This window comes from Streptomyces sp. TLI_185, assembly GCF_003814765.1.
In the GTDB taxonomy this organism is placed as follows: domain Bacteria; phylum Actinomycetota; class Actinomycetes; order Streptomycetales; family Streptomycetaceae; genus Streptomyces.
The window spans coordinates 5162407-5180171 of the sequence record NZ_RKRB01000001.1; the positions used below are offsets into that span (position 1 = coordinate 5162407).

Here is a 17765-nt window from a genome sequence, read left to right on the forward strand (position 1 = left end):
ATGCTGCATCCATCAAAAGCATGGGCGTGGCGTGGGGGTGGCGAAGTCTGGCGTTTTGCTGTCCCGCGTATTTCTCTTCGCCTCCGCCACGGGAGGATGGGGCTCGGTCGTCGGTGGCTAAGACGCCCGGAGTCGGTCACCAGGTTCCGGGTGGCGGTCCACCACCCCTGGCCTTCTCCGAGTACGTACCCATCACGACCGCTGTGACGCTCCGTCGAGCAAGCCCAGTCGACCGCAATACCCCGTTACCCGAGTCAGTTTTAAGCCAAATTTGCTTTTACGCAAGGGGATCACTGAGTACCCACGGACACCAGGAATCCCAGCAGGACAATGCTGGACATCCCCTTACGAGTGCGTGTACATGTGGAGACACTGCTAGCGGCGCAGAATGACATGGGGGTTTGCGATGCTTTTGAGCAATACGCACCGGTCGGGAAGCCGGACGCCATGAACGCCCCTCACCCTTCGAAAGTGGCCGGAATCGATTCAACGGTTCCGTCGCCCGCACACACTGTCGCGCCCGCGCCCGCAGCCTCGGGTACCTCACCGGTCCCTCCGCCGAACCCCCCTGGGGCGCTGCTCACCGACCGGCTGGCCGGCTGGGTCTCGGATCTCACGACACTTCATGAACTCACGGAACGCCTGAACCGCACGGACTCGCTGGCGGACGCCCTGACGGAACTGCTGCACGCCGGAGCCGCCCTCGTCGGCGCCCGGCGCGGTCTTGTCGTCCTGGAACCGGTCGACGGCCTCGGACCGGACACCACCATCGGCCTCGGCCTCGCCCGCGCCGACCTCGGGCACATCGAGACGGTGCCGCGCAGTGCCATGTCGTACGGCCGCATCCTCGAGGGGCTGCCGGGCGGGGACGGTGAGATCGCCCAGCCGGACCTCTTCGCCGAGGACGGGCTCGACCCCCGGCATCGCGAGGTGGCCGCCCGCCTCGGCTATGCCGCCTGCTACGCCCTCCCCCTGGCCGGCGAGCGCTCGGGCCGGCTCGGTGCCGCCGTGTGGCTCTACGACGAGCCCGCCGAACCGGTCGAGCGGCAGCGCCATCTCGCCGGGCTCTACGCCCGTTACGCCGGCGAGCACCTGGCCCGGCTGGTGGAGGTGGATCGCACGCGCGCGTGCATGACGACGATGGCCGAGGAGCTGCTGCCGTCCCGGCTCCCCCGCGTGGCCGGCGTCCAGCTCGCCGCCCGCCACCGCACCGGCCCGCGTGGCGGCGGCGACTGGTTCGACGCGCTGCCGCTGCCGGACGCCGCGCTGGGTCTCGCGGTCGGCTCGGTCACCGGTTCCGGGCCGAGCGCGGTCGCCGCGATGGGGCGGCTGCGGGCCTCCTTGCGCGCGTACGCCGTGATGGAGGGCGAGGACCCGGTGGCGGTCCTGTCCGACCTGGAGCTGCTGCTCCGTCTCACCGAGCCGGCCCGCTCCGCGACCGCCCTGTTCGCCTACTGCGAGCCCTCCCTGCGCAAGATCACCCTCGCCGGTGCCGGGCACAGTCCGCCGCTGCTGATCGGCGAGCGGCGCACCGAGTTCGTGGAGACGTCCGTGTCCGCGCCGCTCGGCATGCTCGCCTGCTGGGAGGCGCCGAGCATGGAGTTCCAGGCCGAGCGCGGCGAGACGGTGCTGCTCTACACCGACGGTCTGCTGCACCGCACCGGCGACCCCACCGACCGCGCCTTCGCCCGGCTGCACGCGGCGGCGGCCGGTGTGCCCAGGGCGCTGCGGCACGACCCGGAGGCGATCGCCGACCATGTGCTGCGGACGGTCCTGCCGGACGGGCTGGACGCGGCGGACAGCGAGGAGGACGTCGTCCTGCTGGCGGCGCGTTTCGAGTAGCCGGTCATAACAGGTGCGCGGTCGCGGGCATAGCAGTTCCCGCCCAGGCCCCGGTAACAGGTCCTCCTACCCTGGGCCCCCTTCCGTACGACCGTACGATGGAGGGGGTCCAGTGCCGTATCGAGGAGGATGACCGTGGCCGACGAGCTCACACCGGCTGAGACATTTGCTGCTGCCGCAGCGGGCCCGGAAGAGTCTGAGGAGCCGATCAAGCAGCGCAAGAACGGCCTGTACCCGGGCGTGTCCGACGAGCTGGCCGAGAACATGAAGTCCGGCTGGGCCGACACGGAGCTGCGTGACCTGGAGCCGATCGCACAGGCCGCCGAGACCGCCGCGCGGCGCTCCGCGCTGTCGGCGCGTTTCCCGGGGGAGCGTCTGGTGATCCCGGCGGGCAACCTGAAGACCCGCTCGAACGACACGGAGTACGCCTTCCGCGCGTCCGTCGAGTACGCCTACCTCACCGGCAACCAGACCGAGGACGGCGTGCTGGTCCTGGAGCCGACCGCGGACGGTCACCAGGAGACGATCTACCTCCTGCCGCGCTCCGACCGCGAGAACGGCGAGTTCTGGCTCTCCGGCCAGGGCGAGCTGTGGGTCGGCCGTCGGCACTCCCTCACCGAGGCGCAGACGCTCTACGGCATCCCCGCCTCCGACGTGCGTGAACTGCCGGACGCGCTGCGTGAGGCCACCGGTCCGGTACGGGTCGTGCGCGGGTACGACGCCGGGATCGAGGCCGCACTCACCGACAAGGTCACCGCCGAGCGCGACGAGGAGCTGAGGGTCTTCCTCTCCGAGGCGCGGCTGGTCAAGGACGAGTTCGAGATCGGCGAGCTGCAGAAGGCCGTCGACTCGACGGTCCGCGGCTTCGAGGACGTCGTACGCGTTCTGGACAAGGCGGAGGCGACCTCCGAGCGGTACATCGAGGGCACGTTCTTCCTCCGCGCGCGCGTGGAGGGCAACGACGTCGGCTACGGCACGATCGCCGCCGCCGGCCCGCACGCCTGCACGCTGCACTGGGTGCGCAACGACGGGCCGGTGCGCTCGGGCGACCTGCTGCTCCTGGACGCCGGCGTCGAGACGCACACGTACTACACGGCCGACGTCACGCGCACCCTCCCGATCAACGGGCGCTTCACCGAGATCCAGAAGAAGATCTACGACGCCGTGTACGACGCCCAGGAGGCCGGTATCGCGGCGGTGAAGCCGGGCGGCAAGTACCGCGACTTCCACGACGCCGCGCAGCGGGTGCTCACCGAGCGGCTCGTCGAGTGGGGCCTCGTCGAGGGGCCCGTGGAGCGGGTGCTGGAGCTCGGGCTGCAGCGGCGGTGGACGCTGCACGGCACCGGGCACATGCTCGGCATGGACGTGCACGACTGCGCCGCCGCGCGCGTGGAGTCGTACGTCGACGGGACGCTGGAGCCCGGGATGGTGCTCACGGTCGAGCCCGGTCTGTACTTCCAGGCCGACGACCTGACGGTGCCGGAGGAGTACCGGGGGATCGGGGTCCGGATCGAGGACGACATCCTGGTGACGGCGGACGGCAACCGGAATCTGTCGGACGGACTGCCGCGCCGTTCCGACGAGGTCGAGATCTGGATGGCCTCGCTCAAGAGCTGATACGAGACGGATGGCCGGGTACCAGGGAGGTGCCCGGCCATTGACGTGCCTGGATTCACCAACCTAGGGGGAACGTCGTCGTGGACGACTTCTGGTCCGGTGTCGGAGTCGACCTGCATCTCGAGCCCGATTCCGGCGACGGGCGTCGGGTCGGGCTCGAGCGGGCGCTTCGGGACGCCGTGCGGGACGGTCGGCTCGCGCCCGGGACGCGGCTGCCCGCCACCCGGCGGCTCGCCACCGAACTCGGGGTCTCGCGGGGGACCGCCAAGGCGGCCTACGACCAGTTGGTCGCCGAGGGGTATCTGACGGCCCGGCAGGGGTCCGGTACCCAGGTCGCCTCGTTGCCCTCCCTGGCCGCCGACGCGCCGGAGGCGGCCGCACGCGCGCGTACCCCGCGTTTTGATCTGCGGCCCGGCAGTCCGGACGTCGGGGCGTTTCCGGCGGCGGCCTGGCTGCGGGCGCTGCGGCGGGCCATCGCGACGGCACCCCTGCTGGCGTACGACTACGGGGACCCGCGCGGCCGTATCGAGCTGCGGACCGCGCTGTCGGGCTACCTGGGACGGGCCCGGGGTGTCATCGCGCCGCCCGAGCGGATCGTGATCACCTCCGGGTATGTGCAGGGGCTGGCGCTGCTCACGCGCGTGCTGGACGGTGCCGGGATCGCCATGGAGGACCCGGGGCTGCCGTTCCACCGGGAGGTCGTACGACGCAACGGGGGACGTGTGGTGCCGGTGCGGGTCGACGAACGGGGCGTGTGCGCACAGGAGTTGGGGGACCTCAAGGCTGTGGTCGTCACGCCCGCCCACCAGTACCCGACCGGTGTGACGCTGCACCCCGAGCGGCGGCGGGCGCTCACGGACTGGGCACGCGCGCGTGGCGGGCTGATCGTCGAGGACGACTACGACGGGGAGTTCCGCTACGACCGGCAGCCCGTGGGCGCGCTCCAGGGGATGGCGCCGGGCCGGGTCGTCTACCTGGGCACCGCCTCGAAGACGCTCGGGCCCGCGCTGCGGCTCGGCTGGATGGTGCTGCCGCCGCACCTGGTCGACGCGGTCGCCGACGCCAAGCTGCACAGCGATCACCACACCGAGTCCATCGGCCAGTTGGCGCTCGCCGAACTCATCGACAGCCATGCCTACGACCGGCACGTGCGCGCGTGCCGGCTCAGATACCGCAGACGCAGGGACCAGCTCCTGGACCGGCTCGGCGGAAAGCACGACGTGCGTGGGATCGCCGCCGGGCTGCACGCCCTCGTGGAGGTCGCCGACGAGAAAGCGGCCCTGAAGCGGGCCGAGGCGGAGGGCCTCGCCGTCGGACACCTGGGCGACCACTGGCACGCACCCGGCGAGGGGCGGCCGCAGGGGCTCGTTGTCGGCTACGGGACGCCTCGGGAGCGGGCGTATCCGGAGGCGCTGGAGGTGTTGGTGAAGGTGCTGGAGGGGGCCTGAGGGAGCCTCCGGGTCATAGGGGCCGTGCGCGCGTGCCGACCGGCAGCGAGTCCAGGAACAGCGCACCTGCGAGGAGACCCGCACTCCCCCGTGGGCTCCACGCGCGCGCGTGCAGGTCGGCGTCGAGGGCGGACAGGGCTTCGTGGCCCGCCGCCGTCGCCGTGCCGCCCGCTTCCAGGACCCCCGGGCGCCGGCCTGCACATGCCGCAGGCCCAACGGGCCCGCCTTGTAGAGCAGTTCCGTGTCCTGGAGAGTGGACATCACGGTGAGCAGGGCGTCCAGCCGAGCCTGTGCCTCCGTGGCGCCCGCCGAGCGGGCCGCGGCGAGCGCGTCCAACGCCCGCCGGACGTGCGGGAATCCGGCGCGTGCCTCGCCGCGGGCGCCCGCCGCCCCGCACTTCACGGAGATCGACGACCCGCGGGAGGGACGCCGCGGGGCGCCCTTGTCGTTGAAGGCGGCGATCCGTTTCGCCGCCGCGGCCACGTCCCGTGCACCGGCCCGGCGGTCGGTCGCGGCCGCCGCGGCGAGGAAGCCCAGAGCCCACAGGGCGCCTCGGTGACCGCCGCCTGCGAGGCGCACCGAGTGCTCGGTGGAGCGGCCGATCGCGCCCAGCTCCGCGCGCAGCTGCGGGGTGGGCTCGCCGATGCGGCGGGCGGCGGCGGCCATCGCCGCGAGGCCGGGCGCGAGCGCCTTGGCCGACCAGCGCAGGGAACCGTGGTCCCGGCACAGGGCACGGGCGCCCAGGTCGCGCGGGTCGGGAAGGCCCGGCTTGGGAGCCAGGGCCGGCTGCCCGGTCGGCGCGGTCACGGCGGCCTGCGCCAGCGCCTCGTCCTCGCGGCTGCTCATCGCCGTACCTCAGGAAGAGGCCGACGCCGAGAGACTGGCCGTGTCGGTCGGGGCGCCGCTCGGCGGGGTGCCACCGCCGCCGCTGCCCGCGCCGGTGTTCTCGGCGTCCGGGTCGATGCCGAGGGTGAGGAAGCCCTTGTAGCCCTTGGACGGGTCCTTCTTGTGCACGGCCTCGAGGGTCAGCAGACCGCTGGAGGCGCCGCCGCCGCCGTACACCATGTCGTCGGCGAGAACGGTGTAGCTGCCGGTGTGCCTGGAGTACGGGTCGAGGGTGAAGATCTCCTCGGCGACGGTGTCGTCGAAGAAGAGCTGGCCGGTGTAGTTGACCTTGCCGCCCTCGTAGGTGCCGCCCTCCTTCTCGCCGCCCGTGTGCACCTTCACATGGATGTGGCAGGTGCGCGGGGTGTACCAACCGGGGAAGATCGTCTCGAACTTGACGACCCCGTTGGCGTTCGCGATCTGGTAGCCGCGCAGGTAGGTGCTGTCGTTCGCGCAGTCGCCCTCCTCGCTCTCCGCGGGGGCCGAACCGCCGGGATTGGCGGTGGTGTAGCCGGAGTAGTAGCCCCAGGCGTCGCAGTGCCAGATCTCCACGGCCGCGCCGGAGACCGGCGTGCAGCCGTCGGTGGCGTCGACGACGGTCAGCCGCAGGGTCAGCGGGACGCCCGCCTTGCCCTCGGTGATGTCCTTGCGGACCAGCGCGCCGTCGAGGTGGTAGGGGCCCTCGGTGACGCTGGTCATCAGCGTCATGCACCCGCTGCTGGTCGAAGTGGCGGACGCGGTGGCGCTCGCCTCGGCGTCGGTGGCCGTGTCGGCGAACGCCGACTGGTAACCGGCGACGGCGAGGCCGCCGGCCGCGACCGTGCCGCCGGTGACCGCGATGGCACGGCGCCGGGTGACCGAAGTGTCTCTGTGGTTTCCCGTCATGGCGGCGAACGCAGGGACGGCGCCCTTCAGGGACGTAGGGCGCCGATAAGAAGCAGCTGTGAAGCTGAGGAAGCTTAAGAACCCTCACACCGCCATCAAAGGTGCGTCGTCCCGCCACTTGAGGATCTTGTCGAAGCTCACCACCGTGCCTCCGCGCCCCGGCTTGTGGCCGATGTGGACGTGGTCGGCGAGCTCCCGGATCAGCCCGAGACCCCGGCCGTGCTCGGCGTCGGGGCGGGCGGGGCGGGGAGTCGCGGAGAAGGCGAACCCGGGGCCGGAGTCGGTGACTTCGATACGGCACTTCTCGCCGTCGAGGTAGGCGGTGACCCGGTACGCCTCCGAGGAGGCGCCGTGCACCGTGTCCCCGCCGTGCTCGACGGCGTTCGCGCAGGCCTCGGTGAGGGCGACGGAGAGGTCGTAGGAGACGTCGGGGTCGACGCCCGCCGTCTCCATCGTGCCGAGCAGCAGGCGTCGGGCGAGCGGAACGCTCGCAGCTTCACGCCGCAAGTGGAGTGACCACCAGATGCTCATGCTCCAGCCTCCAGGCCGCGGCTCGACATACCGTTTGTTATTGCCGCGCGCACCCGTGCGTAAGCACGGAGTTGACGTGATGCCGCCCATATGGGCGATGCGTCCCAAACGGAATCGGTGTATGTGCGGGCCGGTCGTACCAGAGAGTGATCTTCCGGCCGGTACGGAACCTTGCGGACCTGCCGCATGGCGGCTACGGGGCCAGTGCGATGATGAGCCCGCCATGACTGCCCCCCACCCGCGCACGGCGCGCTCCGGAAACGATCTCCGGATACTGCGGGCCGCGGTGTTCGCCGCGGTCTGCGTCGCGCTGGCCGCGGGCGGTCACACCCTCGCCTCCTGCGCCACGGTTCCGGTGTGGACGCTGGGCGCGGGGTTCCTGGGGGTCGTCCTGGTCGCGGCACCGCTCGCCGGGCGCGTGCGCTCGCTGACCGGGATCGCGGCACTGCTCGCGGCCGGACAGACCGTGCTGCACACGCTGTTCGGGCTGGGGCAGCAGACGGCTTCCTCGGGCGCGATGTCGATGCCCTCCATGACGTCGGCCTCCGACGCCTCGCTGGTGGAGCGGGCGGCGCGGCTCGTGTGCGGGACGACGGCTGCGGCGATCAGCCCCGCCCAGGCCCGCAGGCTCCTCGCCGACGCCCGTATCTCCCCGGACACCGCCATGCGCATGGACATGAGCTCCATGCACCATCCGGCGGACGCCCTGTCGGGCGCCGCTTCCCCGGCTTCACTGCTGCCGTCCCTGCCGATGCTGCTCGGGCACGTCCTCGCGGCGATCGCCGCCGGCTGGCTGCTGCGCCGCGGTGACCTGGCCCTGCTGCGGCTCATGGAACTCTCGGCCCACTCCATGGCCGAGGGCGCATTCGTACGTTCCCTGCGCGCGGCGCTCACGCTGGTGCGCGCCCTGCGGGCCGGGCTCCCGGCCGCGCCCGAGGCGGGCCCGCGACCGCCGCGCACTTCGCTGCTCGCGCCGCCGAAGCCCCGTACCACCGCACTCCAGCACACGGTGATCAGGCGCGGCCCGCCGGCCGCGGCCCTCGTCCTCGCCGCCTGACGCAGCGCGACCGCCACTCCACAGCCGTGGGGTCGGGGCCGCCGTCGTGCGGCACACGCGCGTGCCCGCCTTTCCGACATCCAGGCGCACGCGTTCCTCCGACCACCGGAACTCACTCGAAACCCGAAGTGGAGTGCACCCGTTCATGAAGGCATCCCGTCTCGCCGCCACCGGCGCCCTCGCCGCCTCTGCCGTAGTCGTCCTGTCCGCGCCCGCGTTCGCGCACGTCAGCGTGCAGCCCGAGGGCACGGCCGCCAAGGGCGGTTACGCGGTCGTCGACTTCAAGGTCCCCAACGAGCGCGACGACGCCTCGACCACCAAGCTCGAGGTGACCTTCCCGACCGACCACCCGCTGGCCTCCGCCCTGCCGGAGCCGATGGACGGCTGGAACATCAAGGTCACCAAGTCCAAGCTCGCCAAGCCGCTCGAGGTGCACGGCAAGAAGATCAGCGAGGCCGTCTCCAAGATCACCTGGACCGCCGACGGCAAGGGCATCGAACCCGGCTACTTCGAGAAGTTCCCGGTCTCCGTCGGCGCCCTGCCCGAGGACGCCGACGAACTGACCTTCAAGGCCCTCCAGACGTACTCCGACAAGGAAGTCGTGCGCTGGATCGAGGTGCAGAAGGACGGCGCGGAGGAGCCCGAGAACCCGGCCCCCGTGCTCGCCCTGTCCGCCGCCTCCGAGGACGGCCACGCGCACGGCTCGAAGGCCGAGGACGCCTCCGACGACTCCAGGACCGCCGAGAACACCGCCGCCGACACCTCCGCCGCCGACAGCAGCGACACCACGGCGCGCGTGCTGGCTGTCGTGGGCATCGTCGTCGGCGCGCTGGGCGTGGCGTACGGCGTGCTCGCCGGACGTCGTCGCAGCGACGCCTCCTGACCAATCCCGTCCACTCACACCTCGGGACGCCCCCTGTGTCCCCGGCCCGCCGGTATCCGGCCGGGGGCCCGGGGGGTGTCCCCCGGGAGAATGCAGCTATGCGCAAGAAGACGTTCGCCGCGGCCGCGCTGCTCGCCGCCGCCACCCTGACCCTCTCCGCCTGCGGCAGCGGTGACGACAGCAACTCGCCCGTCGCCGTGGTCTCCGAGGACACCGCGCAGAAGCCCGCGACCGTTCTCGACAAGCCGTTCGAGAAGCCGGATCTCGTCCTCACCGACACCAAGGGCGAGAAGTACGACTTCCGCAAGGAGACCGCGGGCCGGCCGACGCTGATCTACTTCGGCTACACCCACTGCCCCGACATCTGCCCGCTGACCATGAACAACATCGCGGTCGCCAAGAAGCAGCTGCCCAAGGCCGAGCAGGACAAGCTGCGGGTGGTGTTCGTCACGACCGACCCCCAGCGCGACACCCCGGCCGAACTCGGCAAGTGGCTCAGGGGCATCGACCCCCAGTTCGTGGGTCTGACCGGAGACTTCTCCACCATCCAGGCCGGCGCCCGCACCCTCGGCATCTCCATCGAGCCGACCCACAAGGACAAGAAGACCGGAAAGACCGTCTCGGTGCACGGCACCCAGGTCATCGCGTTCTCACCGAAGACAGACGGCGGCTACGTCCTCTACGACGAGGACGCCCAGGTCGACGACTACACCAAGGACCTCCCCAAGATCATCAAGGGGGAGAACCCGTGAGGCACCTCGTCGCCCCCGCCGCGGTGCTGGCGGGAGCACTGGCTCTGGCGGGCTGCGGCGGCTCCGGCGACGCGAAGGCCGACCTGTCCGTCAGCTCCTCCTACATGCCCCAGCCCGTATCCGACATGGCCGCGGGCTTCCTCACCATCGCCAACAAGGGCGGCACCAAGGACGAACTGACCTCCGTCACCAGCGACGCGGCGGGCAGCGTCACCGTCCACAAGACCGTCGGGCAGTCCATGGAGGAGGTCAAGTCCCTGGATGTCCCTGCACACGGTCAACTCGTGTTCAAGAGCGGCGGCAATCACCTGATGTTCGAGAACCTGAAGCGCAAGCCGAAGCAGGGCGAGAAAGTGACCCTCGAACTGCACTTCGCGAAGTCCGGCCCGATCAAGGTTGAGATGCCGGTCAAGTCGGCCACGTACAACCCCGCGACCGGCCACTGAGGGAGGACCACCGTGACCCGGACCATCGCCCCCCGCCGTATGCGGACCCTGGCGCTGCTGTTCCTGGCCGTGTTCGGCGTGCTCCTCGCCGGTGCCGGGCCCGCCTCCGCGCACGCCGCGCTGACCGGCAGCGACCCCTCGCAGGGGGTGGTGGTCGACAAGGCACCCAGCCAGGTCACGCTCACCTTCTCCGAGAAGGTCGCCACATCCGACGACTCGCTGCGCGTCCTCGACCCCAAGGGCAAACGTGTCGACACCGGCAAACCGTCCAACGTGAGCGCCACGTCGTACGCCGTGCCGCTGCACAGCGGGCTGTCGGACGGCACCTACACGGTGTCCTGGCAGGTCGTCTCCGCGGACAGCCATCCCGTCGCCGGCGCCTTCACCTTCTCCATCGGCGCGCCTTCCACCACCACCGTCTCGGTCTCCGACCGGACGGTGGGCGGCGGGATCGTCGGCTGGCTGTACGGCTTCGGCCGGTACGTGTCGTACGCCGGCTTCATCGTCGTGGTCGGCGGCGCCGCCTTCGTGCTCGCCTGCTGGCGGCGCGGCTCCGGCGTACGGGCACTGCAGCGGCTCGTGGTCTCCGGGTGGCTCGCGCTCACCTCGGCCACCCTCCTGCTGCTGCTCCTGCGCGGCTCCTACACCAGCTCCGGCAAGGTCGGCGACATCTTCGACCTGAGCCTGCTCGGGCAGGTGCTGCAGACCAAGTCGGGCGCGGCACTGATCTCCCGGCTGCTGCTGCTCGCCGCGGCGGCGCTGTTCATCGCGGTGCTCTTCGGCGCCTATGACAAGCGTGAGGACGAGGAGAAGCGCGACCTGACGTTCGGACTCGCGATCGGCGGATCCGTGGTGGCCGCCGGGCTCGCGGCTAGCTGGGCCATGGCCGAGCACGCCTCCACCGGGCTCCAGCCCGGCATCGCGATGCCCGTCGATGTCGTGCATCTGCTGGCCGTGGCCGGCTGGCTCGGCGGTCTGTGCGCGCTCCTCGTGGCGCTGTACCGCTCGGACACCCCGATCGAGGCCGCGGCAGTACGCCGTTTCTCCCGAGTCGCCTTCGGCAGCGTCCTCGCGCTCGTCGCGACCGGCATCTACCAGTCCTGGCGCCAGCTCGGCTCCTGGTCTGCCTTCACCGACACTGCGTACGGACAGCTGCTGCTCGTCAAGATCGGGCTCGTGGCGCTGCTCGTCGGCATCGCGTGGATCTCCCGGCGGTGGACGGCACGGCTGGCGGACACCGCCGTCGTGCAGCCGCGCAAGGAAGCAGCGGAGCAGGACACGTCGGAGGGCGCCCACGATACGAGGGAGCCGGCGGCCGCCCGGGCGGGAGCAGGCTCGGCGAAGACGGCGACGGCGTCCGCCGACTCCGCTGCCGGCGGACGAGCGAGGGCCGGTCGCGGCTCCACAGCCGACAGTCGCACCGCGTCCCCCACCGACTCCGAGGCATCCGAGGAGCGGGACGAGTCCGAGACCGCCGACGAGGCTCGGGTCTCCGGTGAATCCGAAGCCCCCGCCGACTCCGAACGCGCCGCCCAACTCGCCCGCCAGCAAGCCGCCATGGCCACCGCACGGCAGAAGCGGCAGCGCGACGCCGACCCCGACCGGTTCGGCCTACGACGCTCCGTCCTCGCCGAGGCGGGCGTCGCCGTCGTCCTGCTCGCCGTCACCACCGTGCTCACGCAGACCGAGCCCGGACGCACGGAACAGGAGGCCAAAGCGGCCACCTCGTCGTCCTCGTCCTCCTCCTCGACGGCGGACTCGTCGTCCGGCGCGCTGACCCTGACCATGCCGTTCGATACGGGCGGCACGGACGGCAAGGGCGTCGTGTCCGTGGACCTCGACCCCGCGCGCGTGGGCGGCAACGACATGCACGTCTACGTTCAGCGGCCCAACGGGCGCGCCTTCGACGTCCCCGAGGTGAAGGTCGCCTTCACCCTGGAGGCCAAGAAGATCGGGCCGCTGCCCGTCAACCCCGACCACATCACCACCGGACACTGGGCGACGAACGGGGTGCAGATCCCCATGGCCGGCGACTGGAAGGTCGCCGTGACCGTGCGCACCTCCGACATCGACCAGGTGACCGTCTCCAAGAACGCGCAGATCGGCTGAATCGCACCATGGCTGACAAGTCCATCCGGGAGGCCCGCACTCCCGACGCAGCTCCAGACGCGGCTCCCGAGGCGGCTTCAGAGGCGGGCGTCTCCGAAAAAGCGCCCTCCAGAGACGGCATTTCGCGACGGAAGCTGCTCGGCACCGCCGGCGCCACGGGGTTCGTGCTCGGCGCGGCCGGCGGAGCCGTGGGCTACGCCGCCGCACCCTCCGAGGCCACCCCGCTCAGCTCAATCGGCTCCAATCGGGTGATGTTTCACGTGAAACACCAGCCCGGCATCATCGAAGGCCTCCAGGCCCGCGGCCACCTCGTCGCCTTCGATCTGACGGCAGGCGCGGGCCGCAGGGAGGCTGCCGCACTGCTGCGCCGCTGGTCGGCGACGGCCGAGCGGCTGATGGCGGGCGAGGCGGCAGCACACGACGACACGGACGTGGCCCGCGACGCCGGACCGTCCTCGCTCACCCTCACCTTCGGCTTCGGCCACAGCTTCTTCTCCCGCACCGGCCTGGAGAAGCAGCGGCCCGTCTCTCTCGACCCCCTGCCCGACTTCTCCTCCGACCACCTCGACAAGGCCCGCAGCAACGGCGACCTGTGGGTGCAGATCGGGGCCGACGACGCCCTGGTCGCGTTCCACGCCCTGCGCGCGATCCAGAAGGACGCGGGCAGCGCGGCCCGTATCCGCTGGCAGATGAACGGCTTCAACCGCACTCCGGGCGCCACCGCCCACCCCATGACGGCACGCAACCTCATGGGCCAGCTGGACGGCACCCGCAATCCCAAGCCGACCGAGTCCGACTTCGACAAACGGATCTTCGTGCCGTCCTCCGGCTCCAACGATCCCGCCTGGATGGCGAACGGCTCCTACGCCGTCGTACGCCGCATCCGCATGCTCCTCGACGACTGGGAGAAGCTCTCCCTCAAGGCCCAGGAGAACGTCATCGGGCGCCGCAAGTCCGACGGAGCCCCCCTGACCGGAGGCACCGAGACGACCGCGATGGACCTGGAGAAGACGGACGCGCAGGGCAACTACGTCGTCCCCGGCAACGCCCACGCCCGCATCTCCCGCCCCGACCAGAACGGCGGTGCGGCCATCCTGCGCCGCCCGTTCTCGTACCACGACGGGTTCGACGCGGACGGTGTCCCCGACGCCGGTCTCCTCTTCGTCTGCTGGCAGGCCGATCCGCTGCGCGGCTTCGTCACCATCCAGCGCAAGCTGGACCGAGGCGACGCCCTGTCGAAGTACATCCGCCACGAGGCGAGCGGCCTGTTCGCGGTACCGGGCGGGGCGGCACAGGGCGAGTACGTGGGGCAGCGGCTGCTGGAGGGGTGAGGTCCCGCGCCTCAGGAGCCTGCGTGAGCGGCTCCGGCGAGGCCCCTGTGAGACGCGTGAGCCGCGTTTGCGTAAGGCCCATTAGGGTGAGGTCATGCCAGCGAGCTACGCGTATCTCGGCCCCGAGGGCACCTTCACCGAAGTCGCCCTGCGCACCCTTCCCGAAGCCGCCACCCGGGAACTCATCCCGTACGTGTCCGTGCAGTCCGCGCTGGACGCGGTCCGCGCAGGCGAGGCCGAGGCCGCCTTCGTGCCGATCGAAAACTCCGTCGAGGGCGGCATCACCACCACCCTCGACGAGCTGGTCGCGGGCGCCCCGCTGATGATCTACCGCGAGGTGCTGCTGTCGATCACCTTCGCGCTACTGGTCAGGCCGGGTACGAAGCTCTCCGACATCAAGACGGTCTCCGCCCACCCGGCCGCCCAGCCGCAGGTGCGCAACTGGCTCAAGAACAACCTCCCGGACGCCCACTGGGAGTCCGCCGCCTCGAACGCGGACGCCGCCCGCCTGGTCCAGGAGGGCCAGTACGACGCCGCCTTCGCGGGCGAGTTCGCGGCCGCCCGGTACGGCCTGGAGGCGCTGGAGACCGGGATCCACGACGCCGAGAACGCGCAGACCCGGTTCGTGCTGGTCGGTCGGCCCGCCCGGCCTGCCGCCCCCACGGGCGCGGACAAGACGTCCGTCGTGCTGTGGCAGCGCGACGACCACCCCGGCGGCCTGCGTGACCTGCTGGGCGAGTTCGCCACCCGCGGTATCAACCTGATGCTGCTGCAGTCCCGGCCCACCGGTGCCGGCATCGGCAACTACTGCTTCTGCATCGACGCCGAGGGCCACATCTCCGACCGCCGGGTGGCCGAGACCCTGATGGGACTCAAGCGGATCTGCCTGGAAGTGCGCTTCCTCGGCTCGTACCCGCGTGCGGACATCGGCGTCGAGGACGTGCGCACACCGCGGCAGGGGACGTCGGACGAGGAGTTCCTCGCAGCCTCGGACTGGGTCGCGCGCTGCCAGGACGGCCGCTTCTAGCCGGTCTGTCCGTCCGGTGCTACCTGCAGATTTTCGTTGTCCACAGAAGTTATCCACAGGCTGGCTTCTCGACCTGGGGACAAGTCGACACGGAACCATGACTCTGTCGACAAATCCGCCTGCGAGCCCCTCTCGCGTCCACCAGCGCGCATGTCACCGTTCGTCCACCTGTTTCCTTTAGGTAATCCTTTGGAGCGACCCCTTTCCACTCGAAAGTGGTGGTAAATCAGCGTCTGAGGCAGGATTCCTCGGCGTGACCCACCGGTTTCGGAGTGATCAATTCCGAAATCCACAGACCCTTCGCACAGCCTGTGGATAACTCTTCGGAGGGCGTGGATCGCTGTGGACAACCAAACCCCAAGTCCCGCTCCCCGCAAGGGAATCGGGTCAACCGGGCGCCAACCCCCTGCCCCGTTCCAGGGAGTGAGACGCCTTTTGTTGACACTGAGGGCAATTCGCTCATAACGGAACGTAAGCCGCAATGGCTGGCTGTTGGGAATGGTGAGTCGTGGGCCGTATCCCGGCACCGGTAGCCTTGACCGCGTGATTGACCTTCGCCTGCTCCGTGAGGACCCCGACCGTGTGCGCGCGTCCCAGCGCGCCCGTGGAGAGGACGTCGCGCTCGTCGACGCTCTCCTGTCTGCCGACGAGCGGCGCAGGTCGTCCGGCGTCCGCTTCGACGAGCTGCGTGCCGAACAGAAGCAGCTCGGCAAGCTCATCCCCAAGGCCTCCGCGGACGAGAAGGCGGAGCTGCTGAAGAAGGCGAGCCAGCTCGCCGCCGACGTCAAGGCCGCCGACGCCGAGCGTGACGCCGCCGACACCGAGACGCAGGAACTGCTCCTCCGGCTCGGCAACCTCGTCCACCCCGACGTGCCCGTCGGCGGCGAGGAGGACTTCGTCACCCTTGAGACGCACGGCACGATCCGCGACTTCGGCGCCGAGGGCTTCGAACCCAAGGACCACCTGGAGCTCGGCACGCTCCTCGGCGCGATCGACGTGGAGCGCGGCGCGAAGGTCTCCGGCTCGCGCTTCTACTTCCTGACGGGTGTCGGCGCCCTGCTCGAACTCGCGCTCGTCAACGCGGCGATCGCCCAGGCCACCGCAGCCGGCTTCACGCCGATGCTGACGCCCGCCCTGGTCCGCCCCCAGTCGATGGCGGGCACGGGCTTCCTCGGCCAGGCGGCCCAGGACGTCTACCACCTCGACAAGGACGACCTCTACCTGGTCGGCACCTCCGAGGTCCCCCTCGCCGCGTACCACATGGACGAGATCCTCGACGCCGACCGTCTGCCCCTGCGTTACGCGGGCTTCTCGCCCTGCTTCCGCCGTGAGGCCGGCTCGCACGGCAAGGACACCCGGGGCATCTTCCGCGTCCACCAGTTCGACAAGGTCGAGATGTTCTCGTACGTCGCCCCGGAGGACTCGGAGGCCGAGCACCAGCGTCTGCTGCAGTGGGAGAAGCAGTGGCTGACCTCGCTGGAGCTGCCGTTCCGCGTCATCGACGTCGCCTCGGCCGACCTGGGCTCTTCGGCGGCCCGCAAGTTCGACTGCGAGGCGTGGATCCCGACGCAGGGCAAGTACCGCGAGCTGACCTCGACCTCGGACTGCACCGAGTTCCAGTCCCGCCGCCTGTCGATCCGCGTCCGTGACGGCAAGCAGGTCAAGCCGCTCGCGACGCTCAACGGCACGCTGTGCGCCGTACCGCGCACGATCGTGGCGATCCTGGAGAACCACCAGCAGGCCGACGGCTCCGTGTATGTGCCGCCGGTGCTGCGTCCGTTCCTGGGCGGCCGGGAGGTCCTGGAGCCGGTCGCCAAGTGAGCGACGCGTCCGCGATCCGGGAATTCCCGTACAGACTCATCGCGACCGACCTCGACGGAACGCTCCTGCGCTCCGACGAGTCGGTCTCGCAGCGCACGCGTGACGCGCTCGCCTCGGCCACCGGGGCGGGCGCCGCACACATCGTCGTCACCGGCCGCGCGGTCCCCTGGACCCGGCACATCCTCGACGACCTCGGCTACGAGGGCCTCGCGGTCTGCGGCCAGGGCGCGCAGGTGTACGACGCCGGGGAGCACCGTCTGCTGACGTCGGTGACCCTGGACCGGCAGCTGGCGGGCGTGGCCCTGGCCAAGATCGAGGCGGAGGTCGGCCCGCTGCACCTGGCGGCGAGCCGTGACGGCCTGGACGGCGACGTGCTGGTGGGGCCGGGGTACGCGCTCGCCGGCGAGCTTCCCGTGACGCCGTTCACGGATGCGTCCGACCTCTGGTCGGCCCCGCTGAACAAGATCTACATACAGCACCCGGAGCTGTCCGACGACGACCTCGCCGAGGCTGCGCGCGAGGCCGCGGGCGGCTTCGTCACGGTTGCGATGGCGGGCGAGGGCATCGTGGAGCTGCTGCCCCTGGGCCTGTCGAAGGCGACGGGGCTGTCATTGGCGGCCCGCCGTCTGGGCATCAAGGCGGCGGAAACGATCGCCTTCGGCGACATGCCCAACGACATCCCGATGTTCGCCTGGGCGGCGCGGGGCGTGGCGATGGCCAACGCCCATGAGGAGCTGAAGGCCGTGGCGGACGAGGTGACCTCCTCCAACGAGGAGGACGGGATCGCGGTGGTGCTGGAGCAATTGCTGCCGTAGCAGCGACGTCTGACGTCCGTAGCTGCGGGCAGTCGTGCCGCTGGGGCGGCCCCGGCCCACAGAGAGCGGCACCTCGCGGCGCCGAGTTGCGCGACCGACCCGGCCACCCCAGCGGCGGGTGCCCCCATGCAGCGGGGGTGACGTGGGAAGGCGGCCCACGCGAGAGCGACATCGCGTGCTCGAAGCGGCCGCCCCGGGCAGCTCCCCGTGCGGAGCGGGTTCGACGGTGGGGTAACTACACCGGAACCCGCCGCGGGCTGCCCTGTCGGGAGCTGGACGTACTGTCGTGCATGGACATCGCCCGGCTCCTCTCCCA

The 17765-nt window shown here is 70.9% G+C and carries 14 protein-coding genes and 1 pseudogene; 12 read left to right on the plus strand and 3 right to left on the minus strand.

What is annotated here, in order from left to right; genetic code table 11:
* Positions 1 to 330 precede the first annotated feature (330 nt).
* From EDD92_RS23740 to EDD92_RS23750, 3 genes are all read left to right on the plus strand, one after another.
* On the plus strand, positions 331 to 1842 hold the full coding sequence (locus tag EDD92_RS23740; protein WP_123966170.1) for a PP2C family protein-serine/threonine phosphatase: 1512 nt from the start codon (positions 331 to 333) through the stop codon (positions 1840 to 1842).
* A 129-nt stretch (positions 1843 to 1971) separates the two neighbouring features.
* Positions 1972 to 3459 carry an aminopeptidase P family protein gene (locus tag EDD92_RS23745; protein ID WP_185124109.1) on the plus strand — a complete coding sequence of 496 codons (1488 nt, stop codon included), beginning with the start codon at positions 1972 to 1974 and terminating at the stop codon, positions 3457 to 3459.
* Between the two features lie 80 nt (positions 3460 to 3539).
* Positions 3540 to 4907, plus strand: coding sequence for a PLP-dependent aminotransferase family protein (locus EDD92_RS23750; protein WP_123966172.1), 1368 nt, complete (start codon positions 3540 to 3542; stop codon positions 4905 to 4907).
* Positions 4908 to 4920: 13 nt separating this feature from the next.
* Here EDD92_RS23750 and EDD92_RS23755 read toward each other — a convergent pair.
* The 3 genes and pseudogenes from EDD92_RS23755 to EDD92_RS23765 all read right to left on the minus strand — a co-directional run bounded on the left by EDD92_RS23755 (position 4921) and on the right by EDD92_RS23765 (position 7208).
* Positions 4921 to 5753, minus strand: a pseudogene (locus EDD92_RS23755) (triphosphoribosyl-dephospho-CoA synthase).
* A 9-nt stretch (positions 5754 to 5762) separates the two neighbouring features.
* The gene (locus EDD92_RS23760; protein WP_123966173.1) at positions 5763 to 6677 is read right to left on the minus strand and encodes an intradiol ring-cleavage dioxygenase; all 915 of its coding nucleotides are present in this window, start codon (positions 6675 to 6677) and stop codon (positions 5763 to 5765) included.
* 84 nt (positions 6678 to 6761) lie between these two features.
* Complete coding sequence (locus EDD92_RS23765) at positions 6762 to 7208, minus strand: ATP-binding protein (RefSeq protein ID WP_123966174.1); 447 nt, start codon at positions 7206 to 7208, stop codon at positions 6762 to 6764.
* Between the two features lie 223 nt (positions 7209 to 7431).
* Here EDD92_RS23765 and EDD92_RS23770 point away from each other — a divergent pair, with 223 nt between their 5' ends.
* From EDD92_RS23770 to EDD92_RS23810, 9 genes are all read left to right on the plus strand, one after another.
* Entirely contained in the window at positions 7432 to 8265 is an 834-nt protein-coding gene (locus tag EDD92_RS23770; RefSeq protein WP_123966175.1) for a hypothetical protein, read from the plus strand.
* A 145-nt stretch (positions 8266 to 8410) separates the two neighbouring features.
* Positions 8411 to 9148 (plus strand): YcnI family protein, encoded by a 738-nt coding sequence (locus tag EDD92_RS23775; protein WP_123966176.1) that lies wholly within the window; start codon positions 8411 to 8413, stop codon positions 9146 to 9148.
* Between the two features lie 98 nt (positions 9149 to 9246).
* Positions 9247 to 9900, plus strand: coding sequence for an SCO family protein (locus tag EDD92_RS23780; protein WP_123966177.1), 654 nt, complete (start codon positions 9247 to 9249; stop codon positions 9898 to 9900).
* Positions 9897 to 10346: a copper chaperone PCu(A)C gene (locus EDD92_RS23785; protein ID WP_123966178.1), complete on the plus strand. Its 450-nt coding sequence runs from the start codon at positions 9897 to 9899 to the stop codon at positions 10344 to 10346. Before EDD92_RS23780 ends, EDD92_RS23785 begins: the two co-directional genes overlap by 4 nt.
* A gap of 12 nt (positions 10347 to 10358) precedes the next feature.
* Positions 10359 to 12455, plus strand: coding sequence for a copper resistance CopC/CopD family protein (locus tag EDD92_RS23790; protein WP_123966179.1), 2097 nt, complete (start codon positions 10359 to 10361; stop codon positions 12453 to 12455).
* An 8-nt stretch (positions 12456 to 12463) separates the two neighbouring features.
* Positions 12464 to 13786, plus strand: a complete 1323-nt coding sequence (efeB, locus tag EDD92_RS23795) for an iron uptake transporter deferrochelatase/peroxidase subunit (protein ID WP_123966180.1) — start codon at positions 12464 to 12466, stop codon at positions 13784 to 13786.
* A 94-nt stretch (positions 13787 to 13880) separates the two neighbouring features.
* Positions 13881 to 14813 (plus strand): prephenate dehydratase, encoded by a 933-nt coding sequence (gene pheA, locus EDD92_RS23800; RefSeq protein WP_123966181.1) that lies wholly within the window; start codon positions 13881 to 13883, stop codon positions 14811 to 14813.
* 543 nt (positions 14814 to 15356) lie between these two features.
* Positions 15357 to 16634, plus strand: a complete 1278-nt coding sequence (gene serS / locus EDD92_RS23805) for a serine--tRNA ligase (RefSeq protein ID WP_123966182.1) — start codon at positions 15357 to 15359, stop codon at positions 16632 to 16634.
* Positions 16631 to 17449 carry an HAD family hydrolase gene (locus tag EDD92_RS23810; protein ID WP_399183821.1) on the plus strand — a complete coding sequence of 273 codons (819 nt, stop codon included), beginning with the start codon at positions 16631 to 16633 and terminating at the stop codon, positions 17447 to 17449. Before serS ends, EDD92_RS23810 begins: the two co-directional genes overlap by 4 nt.
* Positions 17450 to 17765 lie beyond the last annotated feature (316 nt).